Below are 16,938 nucleotides of genomic sequence, written 5' to 3' on the forward strand. Positions count from 1 at the left end.
CGCCATCGCTAGGCCGCCTCTGCGTCAGGCGTCTGCGCTGCTCCGCTAACTCCCTCATCCTCCTGGTCGTCGTCCCCTGAAGCACTGGCCCCATTCAGCGTCGCAGCTTGTCGGGCCGCGGCCGCGGTCTTCTCCGCCCGGATCCGCTCCAGTTCCTGCGCGGCGTCCTTGATCGGGAAGCCCGCGTCCGCCAGCATCCTGACCCCTGTCTCCAGAGAGAGCACTCCGGCCTGAACGCCGCGCGTCACTAGATCGAGGGTTCCGGCCTGGTCGCTGGGCAGGTACGAGCCGAAGGCCACCTCCGCCCGCGGGTTCTCCCCGGCAGGCAGCACCCCGCCCGCCTGGTACAAGCGGAGCACCATCTTCAGTAGTAGCGGGTACTTGCCCGCGCGGGCCAGTCGCATGGACCGCACCATCGCGTTCAGCGGTCCGAAGCTGAGCTGCATCGCGTATCCGGAGGGCACCTGCGACGGGTCGACCGTCCCCAGCACGCTGCCCGGCAGCCGGGTGACCATCGACAGGCGGTCGCGTAGTGCCTCCACGTATGCGCGCATCTCGGCGAGCTGGGCGGAGGTGTCGACGGTGCTGAGCTGCCCGCTCTCGCCCAGCGGCCACACCATTCCGGGCTCCACCCGGACTGGCAGCGGCTGGCCGGTCTTCCGGTCGACCGCCAGTCGGGCCCCGGACAGGCCGATGATGGGCGAGCCGGTCGTGGCAGCGGCGCGCTGGCTGTCGGTGTCGGCCGCGCCAAGGTCGTCGAGGAGCTGGGCAGCGGACATCAGGCTCGACTGCCCGTAGTGCTCTGGGCCGCTGACGGTGTTGGGGACGTGGACGATCGGGATGAAGTCCACTTGCAGGTCGAGGCGGTTGAGGAGGTCGCCGTCAGCGTTCTTGCGAAAGTGGGCGTGCTTCAGAGATAGCGTGTCGATGCCCTCGCCGCGGTTGACGTGCTCCAAGTCCCATTCGGCGTCGGTGAGATAGCAGGTTCGGGAGCTGGGGCGGGTCGACCAGGGGTAGCGGCGGGTAGCGGTGCCGCCCTCGCCGACGTCGCTGCTGTCACCGATCGAGCCGAGCTCGTATGTCACCCGGCGCAGCATGCCCTTGCGACCAGTCGCCGGGTCGGCCGGGATCTCCCATGCCAGGTGGATGCGCTCCGGGTAGGTGTCGGCGCCGATCGCGCCGTCCGCCAGTACGGGGAAGTAGAAGCCGGGGTCGATGGTCTCCAGGACCGGGCGCCCTTTCGCCCGTGACCAGGCCAGCAGGTACACAGTGTCGCCGAGGAGGACGGCGGCCCGTTCCGCGTGCTGCATGCGCAGCCACAGGTGCTCAGACTCCGCCCATTCCTCCAGCAGGGATTCACGCGCGGTCGCCGCCCCCGTGCCAGGCACGTCTGGCTCCTCACCGACCGCGTCCGGCACCGTGATCTTCTGGGTCTCCCCCAACAGATGGGCCAGGGTCTGGTCGACGATCAACGAGGGGTCGCCGTACTCGCGCCGGTCCGCACCGTCCTCTCCCAACAGTGCCGCTGCCTGGTTGGTGTCGTACGCGGCCAGCACGGTGTACGCCGCCAGACGACGGCGGTCCTCCTCCGGCACCCACGAGGCTGCGGCAGACCCAGGCAGACGCGACGGCCGCCCCTCGACTGCGGCCTGGAAGGCCGGCTTGTAGGCGAGCGCACCCCATGTGTCGATGACGAGCTTCTGCCAACGCCGCATTTCGCGCCCACTTCCGGCCGTGTCAACTTCAGGGGCGGGCAGCCTAAGACAACTCCTCAGGGTGCCGGATCCCAGCCATGGGACCTTGAATCCCCTCTTCGCGTTCCACCGCCTGCCCGCCGCTGCAGGGCGTGCGACCAGCACATCGGATGTCCTCCGTGAGACCCGTTGGTCACTCCGCGGCGCTGGGTGTGCTGCCTTATGGATCTCCAAGGGGTCGGCCCCGGGGAAACCGGGGGCGCCGGCTGGGCCGCGAGCGGCACGGTCCGGGGATGCGCGATGAGGGCGGCTACTTCGGTGAGGACGTCGCGGACACTTATGACGAGTCGGCGGTGGACATGTTCGAGCCGGACGTGGTGGACCCGGCGGTCGCCGTGCTGGCCGAGCTCGCCCACGACGGCGGTGCGCTCGAACTCGGCATCGGTACCGGCCGGATCGCGCTGCCGAAGCAGCGCGGACTCAGCCCGGCGAATGGGGCTACACAGGACGGCTCCGACGCCGTACGTCAAGATCGTGTCACAGCGGCCGGTTCCCTTGGCGGGCCTCGGGAGGCGAATCGCTCAGGTCACGGAATCCATGATCGTGCCAGACGCAAAAGCGAGGATTGCGGGCGCTGCCTCACGCAGGCTCTCGAAGTGGCGGTGCACGCCATCCACCGCGATAGGAAGGTTGACTCCCCACACCGTCATGCCGGCACGCATCCCGGACATCACCCCAGAAGGCGCGTCCTCAACAACCAGGCAATCCTCCGGCTCGGCACCCAGGCGCTTGGCCGCCAGTAGATAAGGGACCGGCGACGGCTTGCCCTCGTCGACAGCGGCAGCATCCACGAGAACGTCCGGAACGGGCAGACCGGTCCGGGCGAATCGTCCACGCACACGATGCTCGTAGTTCGAGGTCACCAGCCCCCAGCGCCCTGACGGCAGGGCGGACAGCAGTTCCGACGCGCCTTCGAAGGCGGTATACACGCCGGAGCGGACATCCTCGTCCTCCAGTTCATGCAATACAGCCAGACACTCACGCGGGTCCCGCTCCGGGACAACGGCCCCGAAGGTCTCCATGGGCCGCGTCCGCAGCGCCACCCGGTACACCTCATCAGGGTCGAGTCCGTATCGCGCCGCCCACGTTCCCCAGACACGGCGCTGGTTCTCCACAGCGTCGATCAACGTACCGTCGACATCAAACAGGACAAACTTCCCCGGAACGGGCTCTGCAAGTTCGCTGGTCACGCCGCGATCATGCCATCAGCCCATCGAGCGAGCAGTTGCGGGACAACCCTTCGCTTAGGCGCGCACGGCCAAGTCTTCTCGCGCCACCGAAACGATGAGTTCCCGCAGCTGCTCGACGTACAGCCGCATGTTCTTGTACGCGACATCGGTGTCCGGATAGCGGCAGGCGAACTGCAAGCCCTCGTGGAGCCTAGTGATCCACGCACACACCTGATCGCCGTACGAAACACGGATCAGCCCGTACGCCTTCAGGCCCTGCCACCGCTCGGATCCCGGGATGCCGCGCGCGTCGACGAACGAGACGATCGAGTACAGGTCCGGAGACGTGGGCCGGAAGTCGGATCCCAGTAGACGGAGCACGCGGGCGATGGGCATCCGCGACAGCGGCCGGTTCGCCCGCAGCGCGGCGCGGACCATCCGCAGTGCGCTGTCGAAATCCGGTGCCTGCGCCACGGGAATCTCGATCGGCGCGCCGCCCACGTACCAGCCCACCGAGTCCGACCACTGGGATTTCGCCCTGGTGTGGAACGGCACGACGGTGCGGTACACCTGCTGCCCGCTGATCTCGCGGACGATGAGGCCGGTGGCCGCGAGGACGCCGATCAAGCTTCCGCCGTACGGGCGGCAGTACGCCTCGAAGGCTGCCGCGTCCGCGTCGTCCACGAGCATCTCGTGCATGAACTTCTGGGTGGGCAGCGGCCCTTCGGGGTCGAGGCCGAGGTCGACGGGGAAGTTCGGCAGCTTCCCGTCGCACTGCGCGATGAACTCCCGCCAGCGAGCGACGATCCCGTGCGTGTCGTCGATCTGATCGGCGTTCGTGCGCTCGGTTGCGCAGAAGTCGACGTAGCTGGCGACCGGTGTCGTATCCACCACCCGGCCTTCGAGGCCGGCCGCGTAGAGTTCGTGGATCTCGGCGGTGATGCGCTGGATCGAGTACGAGTCGACGTTGCTGTGGTCGAACGCCATGTAGACACTTGTGCTGTCGTCCCTGACGACCGCGGCGTAGATGAAGTTCGGCCAAGTGAGCGCGTCCGCCGCGACGTCGAAGCGATCCTGCAGATACCGGGTCAGCGTCACCGCGTCGTGAAAGTCGCCGATGTCCTCGCGATGCAGTGTGACGGCATCGGCGTCCAGCGTGAAGCGCCGCATTTCGTCGCCGACCCAGCGGAAACCGCTGCGCAGCGTTTCGTGTCGAAGTGTCCAGGCCCGCAGCGCGCCTTGGAGGACGTCGAGATCGGCCTGTCCCGGGATATCGAATGCTGTGCCGAGCCAGGTCGGTACGAAAAGGCCATCTTGGCGTACCGATCGTGCCGTTCGGACGTGGGACTCCTGGACGTACGCGGGCGGTCGGGAATCTTCCGGCAAGCTGGTCGCGGCCTCGACCGTCGTCGGGTGCAGCATCCATTCCACGAGACGTCCAGGCCGGATCTCGCAACGCTGGATGTCGGTCATTCGCACAGGGCTCTCCTTCGCATGCCCTCGGGACACAGTAGGGCAGGGAGGCATCGGACAAATTGAGAGCGGGGCAGCGGCCGCCTTTCGTGTCGTGGGACATAGCCACCACCGGTCCGCCGTCGATCCACGCCCATGGGGGCATCGCTCAATGACACGACCAGACCAACGATCAGATGATCTGAAAGAAACGCTGCAGAAGAGACCCGACGGTGTCAGAGAATGGAGTGCAGTCGGCCGACCCTCCTTGTGTGGAGACCGGCGTCCAGAGCCCAAAGGGCATGCTTTCCTAGGTCGGTCTAGTAGGACTCCTGGTCTGGGCGATGCTCGGCCTCGACTGGTAGCGCACCGCCCGCGAGACGCCCGCCAGGAGCGACTCGACCTCCGCCCCCCAGCGCGAGCTGATCACCAGGTCACGTGCCGGGTCGACCCACAGCAGGTGGCTGCCGCCGTTGCCGCGGGCGCAGCGCCCGGTCGCGGGCGCTGCGGGCCACACTGTGCGGTCGTCGTTCAACCACCAGGACAGGCCGTAGTTCGGCTTGACGCGGCAGGGCGTCCACAGCTCCTCGATCCACCGCTGTGAGACGACCCGGCGCTCGCCCCACAGTCCGCCGCGCAGACAGAGATGGCCGATGCGAGCCAGGCTGAGGGCGCTGATCCACAGGCCGCCGCCCCAGTGTGCGCCGCCGGACACCACGGGCACCTGGGCACCGTCGATCTCGACCGCCGAGTTCTTGTAGCCGTGCCAGGACCACCGGTCGGATGCGCCGATCGCTGTCATGATCCGGTTGCGCAGTACGTCCGGCAGGGAGCGGCCATACAAGGCCGTGAGCGCGAGGGCGGTGAGGTTCACGCGTACGTCGTTGTAGGCCCAGCCCTCGCCGGGCGGGCCGCCCGCCGACTCCGTGCCCTCACGGGTGCTCTGCGCGTCGACTCGTGTCGGTTTGCCCCATAGCTCGCCCTCCCACTGGCTGGTCTGGTCGAGCAGATGTCGCCACGTGATCGCGCGCCCATGGGAGTCGGCGAACTGTGGCAGGTCGACCGACGCGGACACAGGTTCGTCCAGGCGCAGCAGCCCGTCATCGAAGGCGACGCCCGCCACCAGGCACAGGACGCTTTTGGTTGCGCTGTAGGCCATCTCCTCGCGCGTCGGGTCGCCCCACGAGGCGATGACCACGCCACGCCGGACCACGACGCCGCTGGCCCCCTGACCGTCGAGGAGCGGGCCCACCACCTCGCGGTGCGAGGTGTCCGACACCTGGGCCGCGAGATAGGACGCCATGTCCTCCACGCCGGGCACCGGCCGCTCGGACTGCTCACGGACGGCCCGCGACAGGGCGTCCCTGTCCACCCCCTGCCAGGGGTCGCCGAGCTGGGCCCCGCCCTCCAGGACGTCCCCGTCGCGCTCCGGCGTCACTGCACCCATCCCAATCTCCGTCAAACCGTCCGACAGCCGCATTCGACCGGCATGCTCCCTACCCGCGTGATCGGGAAGACCCGACGGAGCCCTACTGGCGCTATCTGTCCTTGAGGACATCTGGGCGGGCCAGGCTCCTACCGGCGATCGGTCAGACGACCGTCCGTTGCCCGTGAAGGCGCAACCGATACCGAGGAGTCGAGGAGCAGATCCGTCAGGGCCTCGAGTCGAATCCCGACGGCTTGCGCGACACGAGCGTGTACGACGCCTTCGAGTCCAACGGGAGGACGGCCGCGAGGACATCACCCCAGCAGCTCGCCGCACTCGCTGAGATGTCCGACGCCGTCATCCGCGAGTTCAAGAAGGCGCAGCCCCGGACCACGCCAAGCCCAGGTTCCGGGAGCACGCGCCATCGACTCGTCCGACCGCGTTGACTAACCTAGCCGAGGTACGTGGTCTGTGCATGAGAAGCAAACGGGGAAGGACGCGACCGTGCACTCGAACGACGTCGCGCTGCCATTCTTAGTCCCGCTTATTGTCGGCTGCTTCTGGGCCGGCGCTGGGATTCTGCAGCTGATGACCATCAACAACCTGCGACAGCATGGGGTTCGGATCCAGGCCGAGGTCGTCGGCCCGCAGCCGAACGCTCCCGCCTCGCAGTCCCGGATCCGAGCAGGTTGGGTGATCAACCCGCTGGTCAGCTGGACGACCTCCGACGGTCGGACGATCCAGCAGGGGATCGGCAGCAGAAGAAGGCCGATACGGGTCAGCGTGGGCGAGCAGATCACGCTGTTCCATGAACCAAACGATCCAGAGCAGCTTGTGGTCGACGGTCATGGGGTGCGCGGTCGCGCCTACACCGACATCGTTCTCGGGGTGCTGCTGGTCGCCATATCAATAGCGCTCCTCGTCGGGAGCCTCTGATCGGACTGGCCTGCCGCGCGGCCGTGGCTCACGCCGCCCCTTTGAGGACTATCGGCGGCCTCGGAGGCGGTGGTCCGCTGCGGTCCTTGGAGACCCCGGCACCGTGGCGTCGAGGAACAGATCCGTGAGCGCCCACACGCACGAGTCGAGAAGGTCTGGGGACTTCTCCTCCTGCTCGGAGGCCCCGACGTACGTCGTCATCTGCTCCTCGAGCGTGGTGAAGGTGCGCGGCGGCCCGGCGTGGCTGATGCGGGACTGCTCGTAGAGCATCGCGACCGGGGCGGCTCGGGCTCGCTTGTTGCGGGTGGCGTGGACGATGCGCCACTGGACGGTGGGGTCGAGTTCGGTGAGGAGGGCGGGGAGGTAGTCGCCACCGTTGTTGGCCTCGATGACCACGCAGTCGGCCTGGTGCTCGTGGTACAGCATGGCGGCGCGGCGCATCGCAGCCGTGGGGGTGTAGCGGTCCTGTTCGGTGTGCAGGACGTAACCGCGGGGGCGGTGATCGCCGTACATCTGCTCCAGGGGGTACGAGCGGCCGGCCACCGTGAAAGCTGTGAAGTCCGCGGTGTCGGTGGTGGTGACCGCCGGGTCGACCGCGATCACCAGGCGCTCCAGCGGCGGCACGGTGTGGAGGGCGATGCGGAAGCCCTCGACCTCGAACATCCACTGCTTCCACAGAGCGCCTTCGACGTCTTCGAGGAGTACGCCGTCAAGTTCCTGGCGACCCAGGCGGGTGCCGCCGTATTCGGAGTCGAGTTCGGCGAGCGCGGCCGGGGAGAGGTTGGCGCGGTTGTCCTCCGTACGGCCCATGGTCAGCACCACTGGCGAGTTCGCCAGACGGCCGCGCTCGACGAGCCGGATGACGTGCGGCAGCGGCTTGGGAGTCGTAGAGATGACGACCTGCGGCGACGGAGCCTCACGCAGGCAGAACCACAGCATGTCGTATACGGACTGGGCAGTGTGGCGGTTCCAGGCTGCGTATTCGTCCAGCCAGCCCTTGTCGAAGGCGAAGCCGCGCAGGTTGTCGGGGGTCTCGGCGCCGAAACCGTAGATCGCGGAGCCATTGGTGAGTCGGAGGGTGGTCAGGCCGTTGCCGGGGCTGTAGCGGCGGATGTCCTCGGGCGGGATGACCGCGAGGAGACCGGACTTGGGGGACTCGAAGCAGATCTCCTTGACCAAGGTGGCGTTCTTGGCGACGACAGCGATCATCGTGCCGCTAGTAGTGGCCCAGGCTCGTACGGCTTCGGCGGCGGACTTGCTCTTGCCCCAACCGCGGCCCGTCAGCATCATCCACGCTGTCCAATCCCCGTCCGGCAGGCGCTGGCTGGCGCGGGCGTGGTGGTGCAGCCAGCCCTCGTGCGGGAGACCGTTGCAGCCGGGCCGGTCGCAGGCCCAGCGGCGGGCCGCCTGGGCATCTGCCTCCAGCAGGGCCGCGACCTCGGCGTGCAGTTGGGCGTCCGACATGCCGGCCGGGTTCGGAAGGGCGGGACGCTGTGCGCTCACCCCGACTCTCCGTTCAAGGTGCCGATGCGGGCTTCGAGTTCGCGGCGCAGCTGCTCCATGCGTGCCCGTCGTTCCTCGTCGCTCAGCGCGGTCACGTCCGCCACGTCAAGGGCCGCGGGCCCTGTGGCGGACTCGGCGAGGTCGATGCCATATGCCTGGCGCTCAATGCGGACGGTGACCTCCAGCCAGCGGATCACATCGGCGGGGCTGAGCCTCGACGGATCGAGCTGCTGCAGCTGGGCGACGAGCTTGGCCTGGGCGGCGGAGGCGAGGCGGGCGTGGCGGCGGGCGACTTCTCGGGCCGCCTGCTGGCGCTCGGTGCGCCAGAGCCGGTCCTGTTCGCGGTCGAACGCCTCTGCCCTGAGCACCCACTGATGGGCGACCGACCACCGCTCGACGAGACTGCGGGCCTTGCGGAGGGTTTCGGCGACCTTGCTGATGCTGCGGGGCAGGCCGAGATCGCGGTAGCAGGCAAACGCCTCCCACGCGGCGGCCGACTCACCCGGCTGCCGCTCCCACTCCTCGGCCCGCTCTGCCATGACCGCTCGCTGCTCCTGCCTTCCTCCGCCCTCCGATGCCTCCTCGTGTCTGACCAGTTCCGATGTCGTACGCGTGCGTCACCGGGTGGTGGCCCGCAGCTCCGGGTCCAGGAGCCCGAGATGCGCCAGAAGAGACCGGACATCGTCCCGGCGCTGGGAACGGCTGCGCCCCACGGCGCGGCCGGCCACGTACAGGGCCGCCTTCCGGCGCACCTCTACAGGTAGCGGGGTGACGGAGAGAGTCTGCTGCCAGTTCGCGTTGTCCCTCGCGAGATTCACCCCAAACCTCCCGCGTCCAGGTCTTCGGGCTCCAGGCGTCCTTCGAGGAGACCGGCGAGTTGGTCCGCAAGACGGAACGGATCGTCAGCAAGGTGCTCGCTGAGCGCACGAGCCAAGCGGGCTGCGGTGCGGTGCACGGTGACCAGGTGATCAATCTCAGCGTGCAGCCGGTTGAGTTCTGCAGCATACGGGCTACGCATATGGCGGCCTCCGGAAGTTCGGCGGCAGGGCGGCACGCTGCCTGGCCGGGCCCAAGACGCGCAGCACGGTGCGCAGGTCACGGGGCCGCCATAGGGCCACCTCGAAGCCGCAGTCGGACAGGTGCGCCAGCCACGACCGTTGATCGGGACGTATCCGTCCGCTGTTGGTCTTGAACTCCACGAATAGCGTCCGGCCTTGCCCGATATGCCCGAACACCTCGTCCGGCCAGCCCGCATCAGACCGGCGCGAGTCTGCCGTGTGGTACTGGAGCTTCCAGCCGTAGCGGGTGGCGATCTCCCGGACCTGACGGCGCCACTGCTCCTCGCTTGCCCCAGTGGCCAGCCCCGGGACGGCATCGATGGCAGGGAAGCGCTCGGCTTCGAGGCGATTGAGCGGTCCGTACCGCTCGGTGAGCAGCTTCTCGTACAACTGCTGATCGGCGCGCAGGGCCGGGGTCACTCGAGAACCTCCGATCCACCCTCGTCAGGATCGGCGTCGGTGAGCAGCCGGTAGCCGGTACTCACCGGCTTCATCCGCTCCAGCAGGATCCGAACCGTGTGCCCGGTACGGCCGCCCGGAGTGGCCGCGGTGAGGACAACGCACTGGGCATGCCGGGCGGATACGGCCTCCACGCACAAGGTGCGGCCTTCGCAGCGCCTGTCGTTGTCGGCCCAGACCTGGCCGGGCCGTACGTCGGGGAGCGTCACGCGGCCCCCGCGAGACAGTCGGCGGCCCACAGCTCCAGGGCCCGCCACCGCTGCCCGGTGTCGATCTCCCCGTCGCGTTCCATGCGGTCGATGGCCTGCTGGACGACCGCGGCGGCATCGGCCGGCATGGTGCGGGTGGCCAACACCGTCTCGATAGGGGCACTGCCCTTGCGGCTGGCGAGCTGCTCGTCGGGGTCGTACCAGCCCTCGGCAAGTTCACCAAGGTGCCGCTCGACGACCGTGAGGAGGATCGCGAAAGCGGCGGCGACGTTGCCGATGTTGTGCGCGCCCTTCACCGTGTCCAGGGTGTCCAGCACGCTCTCGTACTGGTCGAGGCGCGCTAGCCAGCGGGCATCTGCGGAAGCCGCCTTGCGCGCCGCCTCCAGAGCCTTCTCCGCCGCCTCCTTCTCGTCGGGCAGGAAGACGATCTGCACGGTGGCGAAGTCGAGATTGGCCTCGGCCAGGCTCGGCACGCTGACCTCTTCGAGCAGCTCCAGGGTCTTGTCGTCCAACCCTGAGTACAGGCGCATCGAGACGTCTTCGAGCTCGTCGTAGAGCGCCTTGAGGGTGGCCGGGTCGTCCTCACCGGTGATCGCGTTGTGGGAGAGCTGCAGCGCGATCTGCCGCTGCCGTGGGAGCGGTTCGGTGATCTCCATCCACCAGATCCGCTCCAGCCCGGCCTCGATCGCGGCCTTGGTGCGGTGGTTGCCGGACAGCACGATCCGGCGGCCGGTCTCGGCGTCGTTCCACACCAGCGGTGTCGATGTCAGCGTGCCGTCCGCCCGGATGTTGGCCACGAGACGCTGGAACTGCTCGTGCCGCATGAACCGGGCGTTCACGTCCAGCAGCGTCAGCTCCCGAGGGTCGCCCTCGACCATCTGAGGCTTGAGTTGTTCACTCAACGGGCCTATTCCTCCCTGAGTCCTTCCGCCCGGCCGTGCTTGCTCCTCCACTGCGCGAACCCCTCGGCGAGCGTCCAACGGCCCAGCTCGGAGCCATAGTCGAGCTGGTAGCGATACAGCAGATCCGGAGAGTCCTTGCGGGAGTTGAGGCGCAGCAGGCCGCGGTACTTCATCGACACCGGCCGCTGCGTGAAGGCCGTCGTGTTCAGCCGGGTGAGGCGGGTGTTCATGGTCCGCTGCGCCAGGAACTGCGCCTCCGTCGACAGCGCCGCGTACAGCACGAGCTTCGCCAACCGCCCGTACGAGGTGGGGGCGACCGGGAAGTCGGACAGCAGGTACACGTTGTGCGGGTCGTACTTCGGCGTGGACAACGCGAACGCACCCACCACCACCCCGTCGACCAGGACCGCGAGCGCCATGGTCGGGGTGCCGGGCCGGATGTTGTGGTTCATGTACTGAGAGCGCAGGGTCGCGAACTGCCCCATACTCAGCGGCGCGAGCGTCAGCCGCTCCCCCAGAGCCAGCCCGGGCACGAGCCTCGGCGCCTTGACCATCTCAAGGCGCTGGCTCGGCCGCACGATCCGCGACCGCGGCACCGACGAGTACACGTTGATCGGCAGGCCGCGGTTGGCGGTCTGCACCTGCCCGCGCAGGTGGTCCGCGAGTTCGTCGACGTCGAAGTGCAGGCCGAGCACCCAGTGCGGCCGGTCCGTGATGCGCTCGATCAGCGTCTGCTTCGCCTCGTCGTCCAGCATCGGATACTCCGGCGCCGGCCACTCCAGATGCTGGTCAAGGGCGGCGAACTGCGACTCGTAGTCCCCGGCGAAGAACGGCGGGAAGGCCACCACCGGCGCGTCCGGCGGGACCTCCTCGGCAAGCCACTGGTTGACGTCCATCGGCGCGTACGAGGCGAGCCGTAGCGGCAGCGCCTCGATCTTGGCGACCGTCTTCGCGTGCAGCTCGGGGAACTGCTGCCGGTACGCGGCCAGCATCCGCCCGTAATACGGATGCCCCTCGCGCCCGAGCCACTGGAAGAACCGCGACCCGAGCAGCACCACGGCCAACGTCCCGGCCTGGCCGTCCATGTACGGGGCCAGCCAGGAGAGTTCGTCCGCCGACTCGGGCCGGATGGTGATGGGCAGTTCTTGCCCGGCGAGGTACCAGCCGATCGCCGACGAGTACAGCTGAACATCGCAGCCGTGCAACCGGAACCCGGCATCGTGCAGGACGCGTTCGATGGTGAAGTTCCCCGAGCAGCCGACGTAGATGTCCTCGGCCTGTCCGGCCCAGGTGGCGGTGTGCTCGTGGATGATCGCCCGGAGGTCGGCGGGGATCGAGCCGTGGAACACCGGGCCTCCCCGCCATCGCCTTGACCTGTACAGAACTGGGGTGGGATGTGGGCCCGGAGGGGCAGGGGGCTGAAGCCTGCCGTGCCGGGCCGCCTGGGGGAACCAGGAGGCGCGGGGGACGCCTGGAGGGATTGGCTCCGTCAGGGAACAAGCGCTCCGCACCACATACCCGTGCGGACACATCCTCGAGCGCCGGGCCCGACTCGAACGGGCTGCTCCCCACCGGGGGCGGGGCGTGCTGCCAGGTGCACTACCGGCGCGCGGCGGCACCCGCCCCGAAGGGCGGGCCCTCACCGACGCCTGAACGCTATCAGACGGATTACTGTCTCCACAGATGCTCGAGACGCTCTTCAGTGCTTGCCGTAGATCCGTACCCCCACCTGTAGCTGCTACTCGTCCGGCTCGGCGAGGCTCATGATGTCGATCGTCCCGTACGGGCACGGCTCCACCGGCGGAGTCCGCCGCGCCTTCCTCCGGGCCGGCGGCGGCTCGAACAACTCACCCTGTCCGGGCGGCGCGGGCTTTGGTTCCGGCCGCTTCTCAAAGTCCTCCGGCTTCATCTCCACCCAGTTCCGCAAAGGTTCCTGCTCGCTCACATCAACACTCCTTGCTCGTACGCCGGCCCCACAGGGCCGAGCTCCCTCACCTGCGCCCCGGTCCGCTCCAGCCACCACGAAGCGAACATCCGTCGATGGCACCACTCGCCCGGCTTAGCCAGATCCTCGAAGCACAGCAGTACCAGCCGCAGATCGCCCCCGGCGACCGCGATCTGCTGGAACCTCGCAGCCAGTTCCTCGATGCCGTGCGAGTCGAGCTGTGTCCGGTAGGCCGCTTCGAACTCCGGTCGTGCGGACCCGAAGTACGTCCGGCTCGGCGCCAACTCCCGTACCTGGTGCTTCAGTGGGTAGGGCAGGGTCCACCTGGGTGGGGCCAGGGTGATGCGTACCGGGGTCCCCATAGCGGGTTCGAACCCCTGGTAGCGGCACGTGAACAACTCGAACATGCTCCTCCTTGCCGAAACCCGCTGCTATTGCGCAGCTCAGACAATTAAATTCTATCAACAATTACTCTCCTATCAAGCATGATCTATCATGTGCTGCTGGTGCTGAAGGCGAGGGTCCCGAGGGGCTGCCGGGCGCTGAACCGCCCCACTCTCACCCCAGTTCCGCCCCACCGACACCACCCGAAGGCGCTTTGCCGGGACACGCAAGCGGCCAGGGTCCCGTCGGGATCCTGGCCCTCGCGCGCGGGGTGGTCAGGCGGCTGCAGGCTCGGCCTCGCGCTCTTCCGACTCCTGCTCGGCCGCCGCCGTCAGCTCGGCCAACTCCGCCGCTGCCTCGGCCAGCTCCGCCTCCGTCGGCTCTTCCTCGACCGAAGCCGCAGCTTCCGCGGACTCGCCGCCCTCGGCGTTCGGCTCGACCTCCAGCTCAGGCCGTACCGTCAGCTGCTTCGCCTCGGACATCGCCTTCGCCTTGCGCAGCTTCTTCACCACCTCGGCCGCGGCCTTGCGCACCCGCTCCACCGCGTCCAGGTGCTTGCCGACCTCGCCCTCGAACAGCTCGGCCAGCTCGCCCGGCGTCTTCTTCGCCAGCTCCTCCAGGAGCGCCCCGGCCCGCTCGACGTGGTCGACCTTGCCCTTGGCCTGCCTGCGCTCCTTTGCCTGCTCCTCCTTCTCCTTGTCGGAGAGCTCCTTCTCCGAGAAGAAACCCTCCTGCTTTTCCTTCATCCGCATGGCCTGCGCGAACGTGGACGCTTCGGTCTCCGACTTGAAGTCACCCTTCATGTACCGGGTTACGGCAGCCTTCTGGTTGGCCGGGGTGAGCCGTGACAGATGCCAGGCGAAGTCCGGCTTGATCTTGCCGTCCGAAACGAGCGCCGCGATGTCGGTGGTGAGGTTGAGCAGGTCCATCCGCCACTTCACGTAGTCGGCGCTCTTGCCGAACATCTCCGCGATGCGCTCGGCCTCGTACCCGAACCCGACCAGGTCCGCGTACGCCTGCGCCTCCTCCATGAGCGTCATGTCGGCACGGCCAATGTTCTCCGAGATGCCCGAGATGAACGCCTGCTCGTCATCGAGGCTCTGGACGATCTCGGCCCGGATGGTGGTGGCGCCCTCGACCAGGTGCATCGAGCGCCACCGCCGCTCGCCCATTACGATCTGGAACTTCTTCTCGCTGCCCTCAGCAGCCGGCCGGAGGACGATCGGCTGGAGCTGGCCGACTGTGCGGAACTGGGCGGCCAGCTCCTGGAGCTTGGCCTCGTCGAAGAACTTCCGGGGCTGGTCCGGGTTGGGCTCGATGTCCTCGAGGGGGACGTTCCTGACGGAGACCCGGGACTTGGTGGCGCTCATGATGTCGCTCTCCTCGCACTCTGAGGTCTCAAAGAAGTGGGCTTCTTTGAGGTGATGACATCACTTTATTATTCAACAACTTTTAGCGTCAAGTCTTTTATGTCATTGATCGGAGTAAGCGGGCACCCCTACCCGGCCTCACAGAGGTAGGGGTGTCGCGCCAGACCTTCACACTGTCTAGACAGAGCCGGGAGGCAAAGAAGAGCCGCCTTCATCCACGGTCCTGTCAGCCTCCCGGTTCACGCCGAGGAGGGCATCGAAGGCGGCATCTATGTCGAGCGGCTCCCTGAAGACGACTCTCACGTCAACCGCCTCGCTGCGTTCCGACCCCCGGGCGGGATCACCCCGCATCTTCCGCTCGTCGGCCGCCGAGGCGGCCCTCTTCTTCGCCGACGAGCCACGCGCTTCCACGTCTCAACTCCTCTGGCTATGCGCGGAGTTCGGGTCCGCGCTGTGATCCGCCACCCGGAACGGAGACGGACCCAGAGGCACTTACCTGCGGCAAGTTACTTTGGCGTAACCGGGCGGGGTCGCGTCAGGTTATGACGGTCCATGAGGGGCGCGCAAACATTTGATCAAGATTCCTGAGAACGATTCTGCGTGTGATGAGCAGCGCATCTGTTCCTGTGAACTTCCTTAGCGGTAGCCGATGGTGAAGCGGTCCTCGTCGAACCTGTTGGATCCCCTTCGGGCTGCTGGCTCGACCCGCACTTCGGCCACCACCAGCTGGATCAGCACGCGCCGCTGCTCCTCGTCTGCCGTCGTGTTCCACCACTCGGTCAGACCCTCGTGGGTGAGCTCCGGGAACTCATCGAGGTGCTTGCCGCGTCGCTGTACCTCGAGCGCGGCTCGCCTGCGCTGGTCCAGCTCCTTCTTCGCGGCTTGGAAGTCCTGCACGGTCAGCTCGTTCGCACCGAGTGCCTTGCGCAACTCCTCCTTGCGTACGTCCAGTTCAGCCAGCGTGCGTGATGCCTCCTTGGCCTGCTCCTTGAGATGATCACGCATCGCCGCGAGCTTCCGCAGAGTGTTGGGCCGGGCCAGCCTGGCCAGAACCCGATCGGAGACGTACGCGTCCAGCGGCGGCGCGGAGATCCAAATCTTCCCGCACCCTTCGGCTTCGCACATGTAGCCACGGGCCCCCTTGGAGCTCGACCGCGACACCAGCGGCGTATCGCACAGGTCGCACACCACCGTCCCACCCGACAGCCGGTACACATGCTGCGGACGCTGACCCCGCTCTTTCTGCGAGAAGTGTTCGTCCAGCTTGTCGAACAGCTCACGGTCCATCAGCGCTTCCGCGGGGCCCTCCACCAGCTCCCCCTCGGCGTTCCGCTTCAGGCCGGCGATCGCCGGATTCCGCAACCGGCGCCGCAGCGTCGTCGCCGACCACGGGCGCCCAAAAACCGTCGGCCCCGCCGTCTCGGTCATCCACTCCGCCGTGTTCCCGAGCGTCGCCCCCTCCACCTCGAGCAGCCTGCGCGCCGCAGCAACCAAATGCTCGGCCTCATGCGGCACCCTTGTCGTTCCATCGTTCTCGTGGCCGTACGCCCTCATGCCCTCTCCAGCCCACATACTTCGGACATCACGACTAAGGGTATGACGAGTCCCTCCACTGTCACCCCTGGATGCGGTCACGCCTGTCCAGCTAGCTAGACCCCCGAAGCGGGACTGTAGTGACGTCACGCACGTCCGTCTATCTACATGCGGCCAGTCCCCCCATTGGTCGCTTGCGAGCCTCATCCGCGCAGGTCAGGCGCGAGATCTGACATGTCAACAACACCATGCCGCAATTGCGCAGGTGGGAGGCAGTCCGTGGAAGGCGAGAGGGGGCGTCTGCGGTACCTCGAACATGGAGAGCAGAGTGGACGGCTCTGCGCCCTCAAGTTTTACGCGGCATGACAGATATCACGCACATGCGTACTGAGTTCCGTGGAGGCAGAGACCACGAAGCACCTCCCGTCCAGACCGAGCCCCTTGTAGCAAACTGACGAACACCCCGTGAGGCGCGAGCGGCGTCACGGGGTGCCGCCCCGCACTCCGGCACCGCCGACTATCCGGGACTGATACCCAACGCTGCCCACAAGTCCGCAGTGATGACCCGCTTCACACCGCCCCACGGGTGCACCGGCACGGGGAACTCCCCAGTCTTGATCAAGTCGTACGTCAGGTTCCGCCCCAGACCGAACGCCTTGCCGGCCGTCACCACGTCGACGGTCACCGGCAGGGCCAACAGCTCTTCGCGCGTCATACGGACACCACCGCCAACACGGCGCGGTGGCTGGCCGAAAAGCGTCGATCAAGCATCTTCAGGCACTCCCGTTCTGCCCCCGCGCCTCCCGGATCGCCTCTGGAGACCTTAGATTCTCCTCAG

Annotated in this window: 19 protein-coding genes, 1 tRNA gene and 1 pseudogene; 2 read left to right on the forward strand and 19 right to left on the reverse strand. The window is 67.5% G+C overall.

Annotated features, from left to right (window positions below; all coding sequences use genetic code 11):
• Positions 1–8 precede the first annotated feature (8 nt).
• From ACSMXV_RS14565 to ACSMXV_RS14580, 4 genes are all read right to left on the reverse strand, one after another.
• Positions 9–1,715, reverse strand: coding sequence for a hypothetical protein (locus tag ACSMXV_RS14565; RefSeq protein ID WP_473178051.1), 1,707 nt, complete (start codon positions 1,713–1,715; stop codon positions 9–11).
• A gap of 560 nt (positions 1,716–2,275) precedes the next feature.
• Positions 2,276–2,944 carry an HAD family hydrolase gene (locus ACSMXV_RS14570; protein WP_473178052.1) on the reverse strand — a complete coding sequence of 223 codons (669 nt, stop codon included), beginning with the start codon at positions 2,942–2,944 and terminating at the stop codon, positions 2,276–2,278.
• A gap of 54 nt (positions 2,945–2,998) precedes the next feature.
• Positions 2,999–4,396 carry a condensation domain-containing protein gene (locus ACSMXV_RS14575; protein WP_473178053.1) on the reverse strand — a complete coding sequence of 466 codons (1,398 nt, stop codon included), beginning with the start codon at positions 4,394–4,396 and terminating at the stop codon, positions 2,999–3,001.
• A gap of 289 nt (positions 4,397–4,685) precedes the next feature.
• On the reverse strand, positions 4,686–5,822 hold the full coding sequence (locus ACSMXV_RS14580) for a serine hydrolase domain-containing protein (protein WP_473178054.1): 1,137 nt from the start codon (positions 5,820–5,822) through the stop codon (positions 4,686–4,688).
• A gap of 215 nt (positions 5,823–6,037) precedes the next feature.
• Here ACSMXV_RS14580 and ACSMXV_RS14585 point away from each other — a divergent pair.
• Both ACSMXV_RS14585 and ACSMXV_RS14590 read left to right on the forward strand, forming a co-directional pair.
• Positions 6,038–6,247 (forward strand): annotated as a pseudogene (locus tag ACSMXV_RS14585) (hypothetical protein); the annotation flags it as partial.
• 58 nt (positions 6,248–6,305) lie between these two features.
• Complete coding sequence (locus tag ACSMXV_RS14590; RefSeq protein WP_473178055.1) at positions 6,306–6,737, forward strand: DUF3592 domain-containing protein; 432 nt, start codon at positions 6,306–6,308, stop codon at positions 6,735–6,737.
• Positions 6,738–6,785: 48 nt separating this feature from the next.
• On the opposite strand, the gene ACSMXV_RS14595 is transcribed toward ACSMXV_RS14590, so the two are convergent.
• The 15 genes from ACSMXV_RS14595 to ACSMXV_RS14665 all read right to left on the reverse strand — a co-directional run bounded on the left by ACSMXV_RS14595 (position 6,786) and on the right by ACSMXV_RS14665 (position 16,815).
• Positions 6,786–8,240: a phage terminase large subunit family protein gene (locus ACSMXV_RS14595; RefSeq protein ID WP_473178056.1), complete on the reverse strand. Its 1,455-nt coding sequence runs from the start codon at positions 8,238–8,240 to the stop codon at positions 6,786–6,788.
• The gene (locus tag ACSMXV_RS14600) at positions 8,237–8,779 is read right to left on the reverse strand and encodes a hypothetical protein (RefSeq protein ID WP_473178057.1); all 543 of its coding nucleotides are present in this window, start codon (positions 8,777–8,779) and stop codon (positions 8,237–8,239) included. Before ACSMXV_RS14600 ends, ACSMXV_RS14595 begins: the two co-directional genes overlap by 4 nt.
• 78 nt (positions 8,780–8,857) lie before the next feature.
• Positions 8,858–9,058 (reverse strand): hypothetical protein, encoded by a 201-nt coding sequence (locus ACSMXV_RS14605; RefSeq protein WP_473178058.1) that lies wholly within the window; start codon positions 9,056–9,058, stop codon positions 8,858–8,860.
• Positions 9,055–9,258, reverse strand: a complete 204-nt coding sequence (locus ACSMXV_RS14610; RefSeq protein WP_473178059.1) for a hypothetical protein — start codon at positions 9,256–9,258, stop codon at positions 9,055–9,057. The genes ACSMXV_RS14605 and ACSMXV_RS14610 overlap by 4 nt, the downstream gene beginning before the upstream one ends.
• Positions 9,251–9,718: a VRR-NUC domain-containing protein gene (locus ACSMXV_RS14615; RefSeq protein ID WP_473178060.1), complete on the reverse strand. Its 468-nt coding sequence runs from the start codon at positions 9,716–9,718 to the stop codon at positions 9,251–9,253. The genes ACSMXV_RS14610 and ACSMXV_RS14615 overlap by 8 nt, the downstream gene beginning before the upstream one ends.
• Positions 9,715–9,966, reverse strand: coding sequence for a DUF6354 family protein (locus tag ACSMXV_RS14620; RefSeq protein ID WP_473178061.1), 252 nt, complete (start codon positions 9,964–9,966; stop codon positions 9,715–9,717). Before ACSMXV_RS14620 ends, ACSMXV_RS14615 begins: the two co-directional genes overlap by 4 nt.
• Positions 9,963–10,868, reverse strand: coding sequence for a ParB/Srx family N-terminal domain-containing protein (locus ACSMXV_RS14625; protein ID WP_473178062.1), 906 nt, complete (start codon positions 10,866–10,868; stop codon positions 9,963–9,965). Before ACSMXV_RS14625 ends, ACSMXV_RS14620 begins: the two co-directional genes overlap by 4 nt.
• A 5-nt stretch (positions 10,869–10,873) precedes the next feature.
• Complete coding sequence (locus ACSMXV_RS14630; RefSeq protein WP_473178063.1) at positions 10,874–12,217, reverse strand: putative antirestriction adenine methyltransferase; 1,344 nt, start codon at positions 12,215–12,217, stop codon at positions 10,874–10,876.
• Between the two features lie 188 nt (positions 12,218–12,405).
• A tRNA-Gly gene (locus ACSMXV_RS14635) sits at positions 12,406–12,477 on the reverse strand.
• 129 nt (positions 12,478–12,606) lie between these two features.
• On the reverse strand, positions 12,607–12,813 hold the full coding sequence (locus ACSMXV_RS14640) for a hypothetical protein (protein WP_473178064.1): 207 nt from the start codon (positions 12,811–12,813) through the stop codon (positions 12,607–12,609).
• Entirely contained in the window at positions 12,810–13,220 is a 411-nt protein-coding gene (locus tag ACSMXV_RS14645; protein ID WP_473178065.1) for a DUF488 family protein, read from the reverse strand. The genes ACSMXV_RS14640 and ACSMXV_RS14645 overlap by 4 nt, the downstream gene beginning before the upstream one ends.
• Positions 13,221–13,472: 252 nt before the next feature.
• Entirely contained in the window at positions 13,473–14,567 is a 1,095-nt protein-coding gene (locus tag ACSMXV_RS14650) for a ParB/RepB/Spo0J family partition protein (RefSeq protein WP_473178066.1), read from the reverse strand.
• A gap of 177 nt (positions 14,568–14,744) precedes the next feature.
• Positions 14,745–14,978 carry a hypothetical protein gene (locus tag ACSMXV_RS14655; protein WP_473178067.1) on the reverse strand — a complete coding sequence of 78 codons (234 nt, stop codon included), beginning with the start codon at positions 14,976–14,978 and terminating at the stop codon, positions 14,745–14,747.
• A 225-nt stretch (positions 14,979–15,203) separates the two neighbouring features.
• Entirely contained in the window at positions 15,204–16,121 is a 918-nt protein-coding gene (locus ACSMXV_RS14660; protein WP_473178068.1) for a recombinase family protein, read from the reverse strand.
• Positions 16,122–16,617: 496 nt separating this feature from the next.
• Positions 16,618–16,815: a DNA-binding protein gene (locus tag ACSMXV_RS14665; RefSeq protein ID WP_473178069.1), complete on the reverse strand. Its 198-nt coding sequence runs from the start codon at positions 16,813–16,815 to the stop codon at positions 16,618–16,620.
• Positions 16,816–16,938 lie beyond the last annotated feature (123 nt).

It is taken from the genome of Streptomyces sp. DSM 42067 (assembly GCF_055792885.1).